A 15,588-nucleotide genomic window follows, 5' to 3' on the forward strand; every position below is an offset into this window, starting at 1 on the left:
ACCAGGATGCTCGACCTACGCAAGCTGCGGTACTTTCTGACGGTCGCCGAAGAACTGCACTTCGGCCGCGCCGCCCAGCGACTGCACCTGGCCCAGCCACCGCTGACCCGACAGATTTCCGCGCTGGAAACGGAGCTGGGCTTCAAGCTGTTCGATCGGACCAGCCGCACCGTAACGCTGACGGCCCAAGGTCGATCATTCCTGCCCTACGCCCGGGGGGTGTTGGAACAGGTCGAGTTGGCGCAGGTGATTGCCGGCAAACTGGCCGCCGGCACTGCCGGGCAACTGGCATTGGGGTATGTCAGCTCGATTGCCCTGTCGGATCTTTTCAGTCAGGCCATCCAGCTGTTTTCCCAGCGTTTTCCCGATGTGCAATTGACCCTGGTGGAATGCGCCTCCGGCAGCCTGGGCGCACAGGTCGCTGACGGGCGGCTGGATATCGGCTTGAGCCGCAGGCTACCGCAAGATGATGCGGTGCAAGCGCTGTCCCTGGGCGAAGAACGCCTGGTCGCTGCCGTGTCCAGCGACAGTCCCCTGGCCGACCAGGCGCAGCTAAGCCTCACGCAACTCAGTGCTTATCCGCTGATCCTGTTTCCAGCCGATTACGGGTCGGGGTTGAACCAGTCCATCGAACAGCTTTACCGGCACCACGGGCAACCCTTGCGCGTCGGCCCGACCGGGCGGCAAATCACCTCGATCATTGCGCTGGTGGCCGCCGGACAAGGCGTTGCCCTGGTGCCCGAATGCACGCAGAGCCTGATGAACAAAGGCGTGACATACAGGCCGTTGGTCGAGGTGGATGCTTGTGCGAAGTTGTGGGTACTGACGCGCCAGGAAGCGCGACCTAGTGTACGGGTGGAGGCCTTTTTGTCGGTGATCAAGCAAATACCGACAGCCAACGCGGGCGCTAACCTGAATACTGAAGTTTTCAGTTGATGACACAGGAGTTCAGGATGATCCTGCTCGATCCCGGCCACTCAAGACGGCCCGTCTATAAAGTTTTAGGCCTGGTCTTGATCGTGCCACTGATGATATCGCTGATGAAGTTGGGCACCACCGGCGTGATAGTCGCCCTTGCTTCATCAGTCTACGGTGTCTGGTTCGCCGCCCACCACGCCAGCAAGGGGTTAACGGTGATGGCCGCGATCATCAGCGGGCTCAATCTGGTTTCAACCGTGATGTTCTCGACCTCTTCAGTGCTTATCGCCCTCGGCCACATAGCGTGGCTTTACGCTTACCCGCCGCTTTCTGAATGGCGGTACTGGCTCTGAATTTAACCGCAAGAAACGTAGTTTGCCGGTACGCCCACTCCGACAGACTTAAACCACTGCCCCCCTCAGGAACCCACCCATGCCCTACGAATACAAGCTCATGCCCTCCCCCGTCGGCCAGCTCACCCTCGTGGCGCGCAATGGCAAGCTCAACGCAATCCTCTGGGAGGTCGAACGGGCCAACCGGGTACGCCTGGGAGAGTTGCACGAGGCCAATGACAGCCCGGTGCTGCTGGAAACCGAGCGTCAGTTGCAGGAATACTTCGCCGGCACCCGCCATCGGTTCGATGTGGAGCTGGACTTCACCGGCACCGACTTTCAGAAACAGGTCTGGCAAGCGCTGCTTACCATTCCCTTTGGCGAAACCCGCAGCTACAGCCAGATCGCCCGGCAGATCGGCAACCCCAAAGCCGTGCGCGCGGTGGGTGCAGCCAATGGGCGCAATCCAATTTCAATCATTGCGCCGTGTCATCGAGTCATTGGTGCATCGGGCGGCTTGACCGGGTTCGCCGGGGGGCTGGAAGCCAAGCAGTATTTGCTCGCGCTGGAAGGGCCGAATCAAGCCGAACTCGCGCTCTAAGCCAAACAGGCAAATGTAAAAAGAAATTTCAAGGATTCACCGCGGTCCATTATTTCATCACCCCCTCCAAGGAAACGGTCATGAAATTCTCCGCAGTCTCGCAAACGCTGTCGCGCTGGGCAGGCAGCCCCCGCACGTTCTTCACGGCCGTTGCACTGATTTTCGTGTGGGGCCTGAGCGGGCCGTATTTCCACTACAACGATACCTGGCAACTGATCATCAACACCTCGACCACCATCATCACGTTTCTGATGGTGTTCCTGATTCAGAACACGCAGAACCGCGACAACGACATCCTGCATATCAAGATCGACGAACTGCTGCGCGTCACCAAGGACGCCCATAACGCCGTACTCAGCCTGGACGGCCTGGACCTGGATGCGCTGGAAAAACTGCGCAAGGAATACCGTAGCATCGGCGACGCCGACACCATGCACCTGACCAACACCGGCAGTGCAGAATCGACCAGGACCGACTTGAACCAGGCATGAAAAAACGGCGGTGGGAACCTCTTCCCACCGCCGTTTCTTTACTTCACGCGATCATCTCAACCGTCGCCCTGATGGCCTTTGCCGTAGGTCGAGGCCAACGCGCGGGCCTTGTGCAGACGCTCCTCCAACTTGGGCAGCGTCTCATCGACCAGCGCTTTAATCTCCGGCACCTGCGACGCTGCGCCTTCCTGTTTGAACAGCGCAATCGCATCCTCGTTTTCCTTGACCTGTTGCGCGGTGTAGGCCGCGTCAAAGGAGTCGCCGTCCTTGAGTTCGGGCATCAAGGTTTCGGCCTTGTCGACGATCTGCTCGCGCGGCGCGACAGGCAGGTCAAGCTTCTTGGCGATGGCTGCCAGGTGCTGGTTGGCCAGGGTGCGCTCGTTGATCACCTCGATGGTGTAGTCCTTGATTTCCTGGGACGAGGTCTTGGCGTGGGCCATGCGACTGGTCTCGATATCGGCCATCCCTTTGGCCGAAGCCTGCTCGATGAACTCGGCAGGCGACTGGGCGAAAGCATTGCTGGCGCCGAGGCCCAGCAGCATCGCAAAACTGGCGGTGCGTAACCGGATAGCCATACGGCTCATGATGGGTTCCTCCAGAGCAAAAATAAGTGCGGGAAGATACCCCCCGCCCTGAATTCGAATTTTCAGGGCGGCAAAGGTTTAGAAAAAACTGCCCGGAGCGACGAACGGTCGTCGTTGATTCAGGCCGGCTTACTGCCAAACAAACCCGGCAGCGCGTGCGCCAGCGCATTGATCGCAAAGCCGATAAACATCACGCCACACAGCTTGGTGATGAGGATTTCGTGACGCTGGTACACCGTGCGTACCCGTTGCGCGCCGACCACGCCGATCAGGATCGCGTAGGCCAGCAGGCCACCGACGAAACTCAGGAAGATCAACGACGGCAGCATCGACCAGGTCAGCAATTCAGCACGGCTGGACAGCAGCGCGGTGAAGGTCGCGACCGCCACCGGGTACGCCTTGGGGTTGGTCAGGCCGAACAGAATGCCGTGCCAGAACGGATGCCGCGCCGCGCCCTGGGGCGCATCGCTGCTGCGGCGCTGGGTACGGATCGCACGCCAGCCGAGCCAGAACAGGTACAGGCCGCTGAGCACGCCGAGGATGTCGAAAGCGCTGCTGCCCACTTCGCGCGCGCCCACAATCGCGATCAGCGCGGTGCTGCACCAGATCACATCCCCCAGCAGATGCCCGCACAGGAAACCCGCACCGGCCCGGCGACCGCGCGCGGCGCCGATGCCGAACACGGCCAGCACACCGGGACCTGGCGTGATCCCGTAGATAAAACCCGAAGCGAGAACGGCAAGCAGCAAGGATGGGGTCATGGCGCAACTCTGGAAGACGGTTGAGAGGTGGAGGGATTCTGCACCTTCCCGCGCTACGGGTAAAACTTCATTCCAGCGTAGGGCTTGGCGCGACAGGCTTGCAGACGCGACGCCAGGTCGCCGACATGGGCTTCGAGCTTATGGCCGTCGGGGTCGAGAAAATAGAACGACGCGCCTTCGCTGCGGTTGTCGCGCCACTCCTGTACACCGGCGGCGCGCAGGCGTGCGACCAGCGCGGTGAAACCTGCCGCATCGACGCTGAACGCATAGTGGGTGTAGTCCGCCGCCGGCAGCGAAGCCCGCGACGGATCGAACGAAAGACACAACCACAGACCCGGCAACGACAGATAGGCGCCTTGGTCCCAGGTCGCTTCGAGCGTCAATTGCAGCAACGCGTGGTAGAAACCCACGCTGCGATGCACATCGCTCACCGCCAGGGTCAAGTGGTTGAAACCTGAAAGCATCGTGTCGGTCCTGTCATCGGTGGCTGTCGGAAAGGACACCCTGCACCTGTCCTGCCAGCCACCGCAAGCCCCGCCCCGGCAAATACCACACGGGCACCGTCGGGCCGATCAGCCCTTATCGAGAGTCCGCAGCTTTTGCGGCAGGCCCCACAGCAACAACGCCGCCGCCAACAACGCGCATACGCCAATCACATACAGCGCGGGCGTGGTGCTGCCGGTGAGGTCCTTGATGCGCCCCACCATCACCGGGCTGACGATGCCACCGAACTGACCCAGGGTATTGATCACCGCGATACCGCCGGCCGCACCGGCACCCGCGCCGGCCAGCAGCTTGGGTGGCAGGGTCCAGAACGTCGGAATGGAGGCGATGATCCCGGCGCCCAGCATGCCCAGGGCGATGATCAGGAAGGTCGTGTGGTCGGCAAAGATGCCCGCACTGAAAAAGCCCACCGCGCCCAGCAGCACCAGGCCACTGACAAACTTGCGGCGTTCGCCGGTGGCGTCCGACAGGCGCCCGATCACCACCATGCTGATGGCGCCGCACACATACGGAATCGCCGTGAGCAGGCCGATCATCACCGGGCTCTGGGTACCGGCGCTGCGAATCAGCTGCGGCGCCCAGAAGTTCAGGCCGTATGACGCCACCTGGATCAGGAAGTAGATGAAGCCCAGCATCAAAAAACCCGGAATGCGCATCGCCGACAGCAACGAGCCGCCGTGCTGATGCGGCTCATGTTTGGCGATTCGACTGGACAACAAGGTCTTCTCCGCTGGCGTCAACCACTGCGCGTCTTCGATACGGTCCTTGAGCATCGTCAGCACCAGAAACCCCAGGCCGATGCACGGCAAGCCGCCCAGCAGGAACAACCAATGCCAGCCGCGCATCTGTAGCACGCCGTCGAGGTGTTCCAGCACCAGGCCGGAAAATGGCGCCCCCACCAGACCCGCAAACGCCGAGGCGAGAAACAGCATCGAGGTGATGCGCCCACGGAAGTGCTGCGGGAACCACAGGGTCAGGTAATACAGCACGCCGGGCGCAAAGCCCGCCTCCATGGCGCCGATGAGGAAACGCAGGCCATAGAACTGCCATTCCGCCGTGACAAACACCATGGCCGCCGTGGCCAGGCCCCACGACATCATGATCCGCGCGATCCAGCGGCGCGCGCCGACCTTGTACAGCATCATGTTGCTCGGCACTTCGAACAACACATAACCCACCACGAACAACCCGGCGCCCAGGCCATAGGCGGTGTCGCTCAAGCCCAGGTCGGATTGCAGCTGGAACTTGGCGAAGCTGATGTTGATCCGGTCAAAAAACGCGAACAGGTAACACACCATGATCAACGGCATCAGGCGCCAGGCGACCTTGCTGACCAGGGCTTTTTCGGCATCGATTTCAGCAGCCGGGCGCGCGCCGGCCTCTAAGGCATTGGTGTTCATGCTTTCTCTCCAGCGGACTGCTCACAGGCGTCCGATTGTTTTTGTTGTCTGGTGCGGCGTTACAGCGTGGCGATGTAAGCCGGTGGGGGATGCAGGTCGCAGTTGCGCCCGGCCTTGGCCACCTGGCCGGGCAACTCATGGCCGAGCAGGGCCGGCAGGCGGCGGGACATTTGCAGCAGGTGCGGCAGGTCGATGCCGGTGGGAATACCCACCTCTTCACAGAGGTTCACCAGATCTTCGGTGCAGATATTGCCCGACGCTCCCGGCGCAAACGGGCAACCGCCCAAGCCACCCAGCGCCGCGTCGAAACGACGGGCGCCAGCCTCGTAGGCGGCCAGCACATTGCACAGCCCCAGGCCACGGGTGTTGTGGAAATGCAGGGTCAGGTCACGGGCGGATACGCGTTGCAACACGCGCTTGACCAGACGCTCCACTTGGCGCGGGTTGGCCATGCCGGTGGTGTCGGCCAGGCTGATGCCCTGGATGCCCAGTTCAAGGTAGGCATCGACGATCTGCAACACACGGTCTTCATCGATCCTGCCCTCGAACGGGCACCCGAAAGTGGTGGCGATACTGCCGTTGAGCCGCACCGGATAGTCGCCGGCAACGTTGACGATATCGCCAAACGCCGCCAGGGAGGCCTCGCAACCCATGCGCATGTTCGCCAGGTTGTGGGTCTGGCTGGCGGACATCACCAGGTTCAGCTCGTCGGCGCGGGACTCGATGGCCCGTTGCGCGCCCTTGAGGTTGGGAATCAGCGCCACATAGATCACCCCGGGTTGGCGCTTGATGCCCTGGAACACCTGCTCGCCATCACGCAGCGCCGGAATGGCCTTGGGCGAGACGAACGAACCGGCTTCGATCCGCGAAAACCCGGCGAGGGAAAGCTGGTCGATCAGGGCGATCTTGTCAGAGGTCTCGACCCAGGTCGGTTCGATTTGCAGGCCGTCGCGCGGGGACACTTCCTGCACGATCAGCGCGTCGGAATAATCAGCGATCATTGCACCACTCCCGAAGCTTTCAAGCGTTGGATATCGGCACCGGTCAGGCCCAGGCCGCCAAGGATGTCATCGGTGTGCTGGCCCAGGGTCGGCCCCTGCCAGTTCACGCCGCCGGGGGTTTGCGAGAGTTTGGGCACGATGCCCGGCATCTTTACCGACACCCCGCCGGGCAACTCGGCATCCAGCAGCATGTCGCGCGCCTGGTAATGTGGGTCGCTGACGATATCCGCCACCGAGTAGATACGCCCGGCCGGCACTTCGGCGGCCTCCAGCGCGGTGAGCACCTGATCGATCGGCAGGCTGCTGGTCCAGTGGGTGATCGCCGCGTCAAGCAAACCACTTTGGGCGGCACGGCCATCGTTGTGGGCGAACTCGGGCGCTTCGGCCAGGTCGACGCGGCCGATGGTGGCCATCAAGCGTTTGTAGATCGGGTCACTGTTGCCGGCGATCACCACGTAGGCGCCATCGGCGGTCAGGTAGGTATTGGAGGGTGCAATCCCCGGCAAGGCGCCGCCACTGCGCTCGCGCACATGGCCGAGCATGTCGTATTCCGGCACCAGGCTTTCCATCAGGTTGAACACGCTTTCGGCCAGGGACACATCGACGATCTGCCCGTCGCCCTGGCCGGTCTTGACCCGCAGCAACGACATCAGCGCGCCGATCACACCGTGCAGCGACGCCAAGGAATCGCCCAGGCTCACGCCGACCCGCGCCGGCGGCGAATCCGGGTTGCCGGTGGTGTAACGAATGCCGCCCATGGCCTCGCCGATGGCACCGAAGCCAGGGCGGTCGCGATACGGGCCCGACTGGCCGTAGCCCGAGATGCGCACCAACGTCAGCTTGGGGTTGATGGCGTGCAGCACGTCCCAACCCAGCCCCAGTTTTTCCAGGCCGCCGGGGCGCAGGTTTTCGATGAGCACGTCGGCATCGCCAAGCAATTGCTTGATCAAACCCAAGCCTTCGGACGACTTGAGATCCAGCGCCAACGACTTCTTGTTACGCGATTGCAGGTACCACCACAGCGACGTGCCTTCATGCAGCTTTCGCCATTTGCGAAGTGGGTCACCCTGCCCCAGGGCTTCGATCTTGATCACCTCGGCGCCAAACTCGGCCATCATCCGGGCGGCGAATGGCGCGGCAATCAGGGTACCGATCTCGATCACCTTGATACCGCTCAGGGGAGCCGTCATGGGGTGTTCCTCTTGTTCTTGGAATGTGAGCCAAGGCTAGAGGACAGCCGCAGGAGAAATCCAACCGTCAGTTGGCAACGAGCGTTCGCCAAACACGAACGACCGCGGAATCATCTGTAGGAGCCGGCTTACCCGCGATGAGGCCGACAGGGTTTCAGTTACACCAGCGCCTTGCGCAGGTAGTCGAAAAGCAGGCGGCTGACCGGCGACAGTTGCGCCTCATCGCGCACCACCAGGATCAGGCTGCGATCCGACCAGGCATCCGTCAACGGCACCGCGTGCAAGCCCAGCGCCCGGCCGAACAACTCATAGGCCTTGTGCGGCAGGATGCCAATGCCCATGTTCGCCTGGACCATCCGGCACATCGCATCGAACCCCGGCACATGGATACGCAGGCGCAGCATCCTGCCCGCCTCGCGCGCGGCGGCGTGGGTGCGCATGTTGATCGAACTGGCGGCGTGCAAGCCGACATAATCGCTGTCCAGGGTCTCGGCGAACGCCAGGCTGTCGCGCGTGGCCAGCGGATGATCGGCAGGCATCAGCACCACCAGTTTGTCGAGGCGATAGGTCACGCTGGGCAAGCCCTTGGTGTCGGTGTCACTGGAACAGATGCCCAGGTCGGCCACGCCATCCAGCACGCCTTGCACCACGCCGTTGCTGGGACGCTCTTCCAGGTCGGTTTTGACTTCGGGGTGCAGCTCGGAAAAATCCCGCAGGTCTTCGGGCAGGAACTGAATGATCGCCGACAGATTGGCCAGCATGCGCACATAGCCGCGTACACCGTGGCTGTGTTCGCCCAGTTCCAGGCCCATTTTTTCGACGTTGAACAGCATCTGCCGCGCATGGTGCAGCAGGGTTTCGCCCGCCGCCGTCAGGTCCATGCCCTTGGCCCGACGCACGAACAGACTCACACCCAGTACCTGCTCCAGCTCCATCAGGCGCTTGCTGGCCGCCGACACGGCAATGGCCTCGCGCGCTGCGGCGCGGGTAAGCGTGCCCTCTTCGAACACCGCCACGAACAGTTGCAGGGTGATCAGGTCCAGTCGGCGCACCAGGCTTCGGTGCAGCATCAGTGACGCTCACGGGCCAGGCGGTTGATCTCGGCCTGTTCCACCACCGGTTGCGGCGCGCCCCGGCTCGCCACCTGCAACATCGCCCGACCGACGGTCTCGGTACTCACCACCCAGCTCGGCTTCATCCGCCGAAAAAACGACAACAACGGGCCCAACACGCTGTAGAAGGACTGGTACAACGGCGTTTTCGAACGCACGCCGTGCAATGGCTGGATCACCCCGGGCCGAAACAGGTACACCGCCTTGAACGGCAACCGCAGCAAGGCATTCTCGGTCTTGCCCTTGACCCGCGCCCACATCGACTTGCCCGCCTCGGAACTGTCGGTACCGGCGCCGGACACATACACAAACGTCATCTGCGGGTTGAGCCGCGCCAGGGTGCTGGCAGCGACCAGGGTGAGGTCATAGGTGAGGTGGGTGTACTTGGTTTCATTCATCCCGGCCGAGGAAACGCCGAGGCAGAAGAAGCAGGCGTCGAAGCCTTGCAGCAGGTTTTCCAGAGGTTGGAAGTCCAGCATGTCGCTGTGCAACACCTGATGCAGCTTGCCGTGCTCCTGGGTCAACGGCGTGCGACCGACGGCGACCACTTCCTGCACATCGGTCGCCAGGAGGCATTCGCGCAAAACGCCCTGGCCAACCATTCCAGTGGCGCCGAATAATAGAACTCTCATGGGGTGGTTCCTTGGTGACAAACGATTAACCGCACGTTAGAAACAAATACACTATCTGCCGGTAGTTTACCGCTGAAAAAGGAAAAGCCTGTTTTTGAACAATACCACCACCCTCGCACTGGCCTGCGCCGCCGCATTCCTCGCCCAAGTCGGTATCAGCAGCTACCTTCCCGCCGTTCCCGCCATCGCCCACGCCCTCCCCGCAGCCGAAGACCGTGTTGCGCTGGCTTTGGCGATCTATCTGGTCGGCATGGCATTGCCGATGTTGCTGTGGGGTAGCCTGGGTGAGCGGTTTGGCCGCAAGCCTGTGCTGCTGGCGGCACTCGCCTTGTATGCATTGGCGAGTGCTGCGATTCCTTCGGCGTTCAACGTTGAATCCTTCCTGTCATTGCGGCTGATCCAAGGCTTGGGGGCCGGTGGTGTTTCAGTGATGGCGCGGGTATTGGTGCGTGACAGTTTCAGTGGTGCCTTGTTGGCCAAAGGGCTGTCATGGCTGGGAATGACGTTTGTGGTCGCGTTGGGTATCGGCCAATTCGCGGGTTCGTTGCTACAGGTGGCTTTCGGCTGGGAGGCGATTTTTTACGGCTTGGCGATTGGGTCGGTGGTGCTGATGCTGGTGCTTCATCGGGTGGAGTTTGCGCTGTTGGCGAAAACCGACTCCTCGCTGTCCACAGGGCACATCTACGCCACAATTGTGCGACATCCGCCTTTCTTGCAGGCTGCTCTGACAGGTGGTCTGGGTTATGGCGTAATCATCGCCTTTAACACGTGTGCACCGTTGATCCTTCAGGGGCGTTTCGAGTGGAGCGCCGCGCAATACGGCTGGCTGGGCTGGCCGATCAGCGCTGCTTACCTGGCGGGAGCGGTGATGGTCAATCGCTTCGTCGCTCACACAGGGCGATTGAGGATGATGGGCTGGGGAGTGGCGTTGGTGGTGGCGGGAACGGCCATGATGTTGCTGGGCAGTGTGTTTGCCAGCGGGCTCGCCGTCTTGCTGTGCTTGCCGTATTGCCTGGCGGTGCTCGGCCAGTCGATGAGTTATCCGATCAGTTTGTCACTGGCCAACGACACGTCACCGATAAGCGGCTCCTACGCCATGGCATTGAGCGGTTTCATGCATCAGTTGATGGCTGCATTAATCGGCGGTGTGGCCAGCCTGTTGGTGAGTCAGCAAGCGTGGCCATTTGCGCTGTTCTGTGTCGGGCTGGCGAGCGGCGCGGGGCTGTGCGTCGCCCTTTGCAGCAGGGGTCAAAACGCGCTGCGAAAAATCTCCTCGATCTGACGCTGATCCGCCCGCCGTGGGTTGGTCAGCCCGCAGGCATCTTTCAAGGCGTTGGTGGCCAGCCGCGGGATGTCTTGCAACTTGGCACCCAGTTCACGCAGGCCGGCGGGGATGTCCACGTCATGGGCCAGGCTGCGAATGGCGACGATGGCGGCCTGGGCGCCCTCTTCCGGTGTGCGGCCCTTGATGTCGGCGCCCAGCGCGCGGCCCACGTGGCTCAAGCGTTCGGCGCTGACGCTGGCATTGAAGCTCTGCACATGGGGCAGCAATACCGCGTTGCACACGCCGTGGGGCAAGTCATACAGACCGCCCAACTGGTGGGCCATGGCATGCACGAACCCCAGGGACGCGTTATTGAAAGCCATGCCCGCCAGGAACTGCGCATACGCCATGTTTTCCCGCGCGGCGAGGTCGCTGCCGTCGCGCACGGCCAGGCGCAGGTTGGCACTGATCAGCTCGATGGCCTTGAGCGCGCAGGCGTCGGTGATCGGTGTGGCGGCGGTGGACACGTAGGCTTCGATGGCATGGGTCAGGGCATCCATGCCGGTGGCGGCGGTGAGGCCCTTAGGCATGCCGGCCATCAACGCCGGGTCGTTGACCGACAGCAGCGGCGTGACGTTGCGGTCGACAATCGCCATTTTTACATGGCGGGTTTCGTCGGTGATGATGCAGAAGCGCGTCATTTCGCTGGCTGTGCCGGCAGTGGTGTTGATGGCCACCAGCGGCAGTTGCGGCTTGCTCGATTGGTCGACGCCTTCGTAGTCGCCGATATGCCCGCCGTTGGTGGCGCACAGAGCGATGCCCTTGGCGCAGTCGTGGGGCGAACCACCGCCCAGGGACACCACGAAATCACAGGCGCTCTGTTGCAGCAATGCCAGGCCTTTCTCGACATTCGCCACGGTGGGGTTGGGCTTGGCGCCGTCGTAGATCACCGAGTCGATGTCCTGCATCGCCAGTTTTTCGGCAACCATCCCCGCCACGCCAGCGTCGGCCAGCCCGGCGTCGGTCACGATCAATGCCTTGCGAAACCCGTAGTTGCGGATGGCGCCCATGGCGTCATCGAGGCAGGCGATGCCCATGATGTTGACGGCGGGAATGAAGAAGGTGCTGCTCATGGTGAGTCCTCAGAGGCGGTATGCCCACAGCATCGACCGGTGACGGGCACCGCATCTTGATCAGGATCAACGCTTGCCCGTGATAAAGTCCCTCTTCCGCCGATTTCGAGTAGACCCGCCGCGATGAAGGATTTCCAGGATATTGACGCCCACCTTGAAGACTGGAGCGCCCTGCGCAGTGCCATCGACTTCAACGGGATTCTGATCGGCAACGGCGCCAGCCGTACGATCTGGGAAGACTTTGCCTACGACTCATTGTTCGAAAACGCCCGCACCGTCGAAGAAAAACCCCTGAGCACGTCCGAGCTGAGCGTGTTCGACGCCCTGCAAACCCGCAGTTTCGAGCAGGCCCTGGGCGCGTTGAAAACCACCAGCCGGGTCAACAAGGCCCTGGCGGTCAGCTCGGCGGCACCGCGCAATCGCTACTACGCGATCAAGGAAGCGTTGATCAACACCATCCACAGCGTGCACATTCCGTGGCGCCTGGTGCAGCCTTCGACGCTGGCGACCATCAACCATGAGCTCAAGCAATACTCGACGGTATTCACCAGCAACTACGACCTGCTCAACTACTGGGCAACCCTGCATGCGCCGGGCATCGACGACCTGTTCCGCAGCGCCGACGCCAGCTTTGACCTGCGCAACACCCGCACCGACGCCACGCGCATTCTCTACCTGCACGGCGGCCTGCACCTGGTACGCAACCTCGACGGCACCGCGCGCAAGCTGCCGTCCACCGACAGCACGCTGCTCAGCAGCTTTGCCATCAACAACACGCTCAAGACCCTGGACGACGTGCCGCTGTTTGTCAGCGAAGGCACTGTCGAGGAGAAGCTCAAGACTATCCGCAGCTCGGATTACCTGTCGTTCTGCTATGAGCAACTGCTGACCCATGAGGGCGCGCTGTGCCTCTTCGGCCATGAGCTGGGAGCGCAGGACAAGCACCTGGTAGATGCGATTCGCCAGGCCGGGCTGACGACGTTGGCGATTTCGGTGTCGGGGCGCAGTGACGGGTTTATTCGTCAACAGAAGCGGCGGTATTCGGCGCTGTTCGAGGGCACGGGTGTGCAACTGAGATTCTTTGCGGCACGCACCCATGCGCTGGGCAACCCGGCCTTGTCCGTGCCGGTCGAACGCTGATCTTGCGAACAAAGGAGATCAACTGTGGGAGCTGGCTTGCCTGCGATACCGGCAACTCGGTCTGTCAGTTGAATCGAGGTGATGCCATCGCAGGCAATCCAGCTCCCACATGGATCGCATTTCAGGCAAACATCAGTGTCATTCTTCGGCGCTGTGCACCACCACCAACAATTGCGCCTGCACATCACCGACTGATCTCAGTCGATGCGGTTTCTGCGCATTGAAGTGCAACGCGTCGCCGCGCTCCAGGATCACTCGTTCGTTCATGAAGTCCACCTCCACCTGGCCTTCATGCACAAACAAAAATTCCTCCCCCAGGTGTTCCTTGAAGCTCTTGTCGGTGAACTCCGTCGGCGGGTAGATGATGAACGGCAGCAGGCTGCGCTCGCTGACCTGATGGGCGAGCACCGCGTAACCCGGTGACGTGTCCGGCCGTTCATGGCTGCGCACCAGGCTGTAGCTGTCGAGGCCCGCACGGTCTTCACTGAACAGCTCTTCGACCTTCACGCTCAAGGCCTTGGCCAGTTTCAGCGCGGCGGCAATCGACGGCGTGTTGAGCCCGCGCTCGACCTTGGAGAGGTAGCTCTTGGTCATCCCGGTTTTTTCAGCCAGGACCTCCAGCGTTACGCCAAGTTTTTTTCTCAATACTTTCAAACGGATAGACATGCTTTGCGGTTAATCCCTGCCGAAAATCAAAAGCTGCGCTTGCGAATGACACAAAGTGTCATATAGGATCTTTAGTGTCATTTGCTCTAACCCAAAGGACACAGACATGGCCAAGACATTAGCACTCCCCAAAGACCAGTTGGTCAAGCAAGCCCTGATCCAGATGCAAAACACCCTGGCGGATAATACGTGGACCGACCGGCAAAAGCTGGCGCTCACCTGTCGCATTCTGTTCGAGAACGGCCATGACTCCGGCCTGGCCGGGCAGATCACCGCGCGCGGGCCTGAAGCCGGTACCTATTACACCCAGCAACTGGGCCTGGGTTTCGATGAGATCACCGCCGGCAACCTGCTGCTGGTCAACGAAGACCTTGAAGTACTCGAAGGCCATGGCATCCCCAACCCGGCCAACCGCTTCCACAGCTGGGTGTATCGCGGGCGGCCGGATGTGAACTGCATCATCCATACGCACCCCACTCATATTGCCGCGTTGTCGATGCTGGAGGTGCCGCTGCAGGTATCCCATATGGATCTTTGCCCGCTCTACGAAGACTGCGCCTTCCTGGAGGCCTGGCCCGGCGTGCCGGTGGGCAATGAAGAGGGTGAAATCATCACCACGGCACTGGGCGACAAGCGCGCGATCCTGCTGTCGCACCACGGTCAGTTGTCCACCGGGGCGAGCATCGAGGAAGCCTGCGTGATCGCCCAATTGATCGAGCGCGCGGCCAAGTTGCAATTGCTGGCGATGTCGGCGGGCACGATCAAGCCGATTTTGCCGGAGCTGGGACGCGAGGCCCATGACTGGATCTCCAAGCCCAAACGCTTTGGCGCCGCGTTCAATTACTACGCCCGGCAGAACCTGCGCAAACACGCCGATTGCCTGAACTGATCCGCCCCTTTTCGACCGGAGACTTTCCATGTCCAGCCCAACCATTCACGGCATCATCGGCTACACCATCACCCCGTTCAGCGCCGACGGCCAACGCATCGACCTCGACGCGCTGGGGCGCTCCATCGACCGCTTGATCGACAGCGGCGTCCACGCCATCGCGCCCCTGGGCAGCACCGGCGAAGGCGCCTACCTGAGTGATGCCGAGTGGGACGAAGTCAGCGCCTACAGCATCGAAAAAGTCGCCCGGCGCGTGCCGACCATCGTCAGCGTGTCCGACCTGACCACCGCCAAGGCCGTGCGCCGCGCGCGTTACGCCGAAGCTCATGGGGCCGACGTGGTGATGGTGCTGCCGGCCTCCTACTGGAAGCTCAGCGAAGCGGAAATCCTCGCCCACTACGCAGCGATCGGCGACAGCATCGGCGTGCCGATCATGCTCTACAACAACCCGGCCACCAGCGGCACGGATATGTCGGTGGACTTGATCCTGCGCATCGTCAAGCAGGTCGCGAACGTGACCATGGTCAAGGAGAGCACCGGGGACATTCAGCGCATGCACCAGTTGCGGCGCCAGAGCGACGTGCCGTTCTACAACGGCTGCAACCCGCTGGCGCTGGAGGCTTTCGCGGCCGGTGCGAAAGGCTGGTGCACGGCGGCGCCGAACCTGATCCCGCAGCTCAACCTGGATTTGTACGACGCGGTCCTGGCCAATGACCTGGCCACGGCGCGGGCGTTGTTCTATCAACAACTGCCGCTGCTCGACTTCATCCTCAAGGGCGGGTTGCCGGCCACCATCAAGGCGGGGCTGCGCCTCACGGGGCTGGAAGCAGGTGATCCTCGGCTGCCGGTTTTTCCGCTGGGTGAAGCGGCGATCGAACAGCTGAAAACATTACTGCGCTAACCCACAATCCCCTGTGGGAGCGGGCTTGCTCGCGAATGCAGTGCGCCAGTCAATGGATAAATCGACTGA

Annotated in this window: 18 protein-coding genes; 8 read left to right on the forward strand and 10 right to left on the reverse strand. The window is 61.9% G+C overall.

The genetic code is table 11. The annotated features are described in order from the left end of the window. The first annotated feature begins 6 nt into the window (after positions 1-6). The 4 genes from ACW9IB_RS11065 to ACW9IB_RS11080 all read left to right on the forward strand — a co-directional run bounded on the left by ACW9IB_RS11065 (position 7) and on the right by ACW9IB_RS11080 (position 2,342). A complete protein-coding gene (locus ACW9IB_RS11065; RefSeq protein ID WP_457413628.1) occupies positions 7-936 on the forward strand; it encodes a LysR family transcriptional regulator in 930 nt (309 codons plus the stop codon). A gap of 17 nt (positions 937-953) precedes the next feature. Beyond that, positions 954-1,271: a hypothetical protein gene (locus tag ACW9IB_RS11070; RefSeq protein ID WP_457364714.1), complete on the forward strand. Its 318-nt coding sequence runs from the start codon at positions 954-956 to the stop codon at positions 1,269-1,271. 79 nt (positions 1,272-1,350) lie between these two features. Next, positions 1,351-1,851, forward strand: a complete 501-nt coding sequence (locus tag ACW9IB_RS11075) for a methylated-DNA--[protein]-cysteine S-methyltransferase (RefSeq protein WP_457364715.1) — start codon at positions 1,351-1,353, stop codon at positions 1,849-1,851. Between the two features lie 80 nt (positions 1,852-1,931). Further along, positions 1,932-2,342, forward strand: a complete 411-nt coding sequence (locus ACW9IB_RS11080; protein ID WP_457413630.1) for a low affinity iron permease family protein — start codon at positions 1,932-1,934, stop codon at positions 2,340-2,342. A 56-nt stretch (positions 2,343-2,398) separates the two neighbouring features. On the opposite strand, the gene ACW9IB_RS11085 is transcribed toward ACW9IB_RS11080, so the two are convergent. From ACW9IB_RS11085 to ACW9IB_RS11120, 8 genes are all read right to left on the reverse strand, one after another. Then, complete coding sequence (locus tag ACW9IB_RS11085) at positions 2,399-2,926, reverse strand: DUF4142 domain-containing protein (RefSeq protein WP_457413631.1); 528 nt, start codon at positions 2,924-2,926, stop codon at positions 2,399-2,401. A 119-nt stretch (positions 2,927-3,045) separates the two neighbouring features. Then, the gene (locus ACW9IB_RS11090; RefSeq protein WP_457364718.1) at positions 3,046-3,687 is read right to left on the reverse strand and encodes a LysE family translocator; all 642 of its coding nucleotides are present in this window, start codon (positions 3,685-3,687) and stop codon (positions 3,046-3,048) included. A gap of 53 nt (positions 3,688-3,740) precedes the next feature. After that, a complete protein-coding gene (gene fos / locus ACW9IB_RS11095; protein ID WP_457364719.1) occupies positions 3,741-4,151 on the reverse strand; it encodes a fosfomycin resistance glutathione transferase in 411 nt (136 codons plus the stop codon). Between the two features lie 108 nt (positions 4,152-4,259). Further along, positions 4,260-5,591: an MFS transporter gene (locus tag ACW9IB_RS11100; RefSeq protein WP_457413632.1), complete on the reverse strand. Its 1,332-nt coding sequence runs from the start codon at positions 5,589-5,591 to the stop codon at positions 4,260-4,262. Positions 5,592-5,650: 59 nt separating this feature from the next. Continuing rightward, positions 5,651-6,592, reverse strand: coding sequence for a hydroxymethylglutaryl-CoA lyase (locus ACW9IB_RS11105; protein ID WP_457364721.1), 942 nt, complete (start codon positions 6,590-6,592; stop codon positions 5,651-5,653). Beyond that, positions 6,589-7,782 (reverse strand): CaiB/BaiF CoA transferase family protein, encoded by a 1,194-nt coding sequence (locus ACW9IB_RS11110; RefSeq protein ID WP_457364722.1) that lies wholly within the window; start codon positions 7,780-7,782, stop codon positions 6,589-6,591. Before ACW9IB_RS11110 ends, ACW9IB_RS11105 begins: the two co-directional genes overlap by 4 nt. A gap of 158 nt (positions 7,783-7,940) precedes the next feature. After that, entirely contained in the window at positions 7,941-8,852 is a 912-nt protein-coding gene (locus ACW9IB_RS11115; protein WP_457364723.1) for a LysR family transcriptional regulator, read from the reverse strand. Next, on the reverse strand, positions 8,852-9,526 hold the full coding sequence (locus tag ACW9IB_RS11120) for an NAD(P)H-binding protein (protein WP_457413633.1): 675 nt from the start codon (positions 9,524-9,526) through the stop codon (positions 8,852-8,854). Before ACW9IB_RS11120 ends, ACW9IB_RS11115 begins: the two co-directional genes overlap by 1 nt. A 94-nt stretch (positions 9,527-9,620) precedes the next feature. Between ACW9IB_RS11120 and ACW9IB_RS11125 the strand changes: the two genes are divergently transcribed. Next, complete coding sequence (locus ACW9IB_RS11125; RefSeq protein ID WP_457413634.1) at positions 9,621-10,808, forward strand: MFS transporter; 1,188 nt, start codon at positions 9,621-9,623, stop codon at positions 10,806-10,808. Here ACW9IB_RS11125 and yiaY read toward each other — a convergent pair. Continuing rightward, a complete protein-coding gene (gene yiaY / locus ACW9IB_RS11130) occupies positions 10,775-11,923 on the reverse strand; it encodes an L-threonine dehydrogenase (RefSeq protein WP_457413636.1) in 1,149 nt (382 codons plus the stop codon). The genes ACW9IB_RS11125 and yiaY overlap by 34 nt on opposite strands. A gap of 123 nt (positions 11,924-12,046) precedes the next feature. Here yiaY and ACW9IB_RS11135 point away from each other — a divergent pair, with 123 nt between their 5' ends. Further along, complete coding sequence (locus tag ACW9IB_RS11135; protein WP_457413637.1) at positions 12,047-13,063, forward strand: DUF4917 family protein; 1,017 nt, start codon at positions 12,047-12,049, stop codon at positions 13,061-13,063. 138 nt (positions 13,064-13,201) lie between these two features. Here ACW9IB_RS11135 and ACW9IB_RS11140 read toward each other — a convergent pair whose 3' ends face one another. After that, a complete protein-coding gene (locus ACW9IB_RS11140; RefSeq protein WP_457364728.1) occupies positions 13,202-13,729 on the reverse strand; it encodes a helix-turn-helix domain-containing protein in 528 nt (175 codons plus the stop codon). A 106-nt stretch (positions 13,730-13,835) separates the two neighbouring features. Between ACW9IB_RS11140 and ACW9IB_RS11145 the strand changes: the two genes are divergently transcribed. Beyond that, complete coding sequence (locus ACW9IB_RS11145) at positions 13,836-14,618, forward strand: aldolase (protein WP_457364729.1); 783 nt, start codon at positions 13,836-13,838, stop codon at positions 14,616-14,618. A 28-nt stretch (positions 14,619-14,646) separates the two neighbouring features. Beyond that, complete coding sequence (locus tag ACW9IB_RS11150; RefSeq protein WP_457413638.1) at positions 14,647-15,519, forward strand: dihydrodipicolinate synthase family protein; 873 nt, start codon at positions 14,647-14,649, stop codon at positions 15,517-15,519. Positions 15,520-15,588: the final 69 nt, after the last annotated feature.

This window comes from Pseudomonas sp. SDO524_S393 (assembly GCF_054071875.1).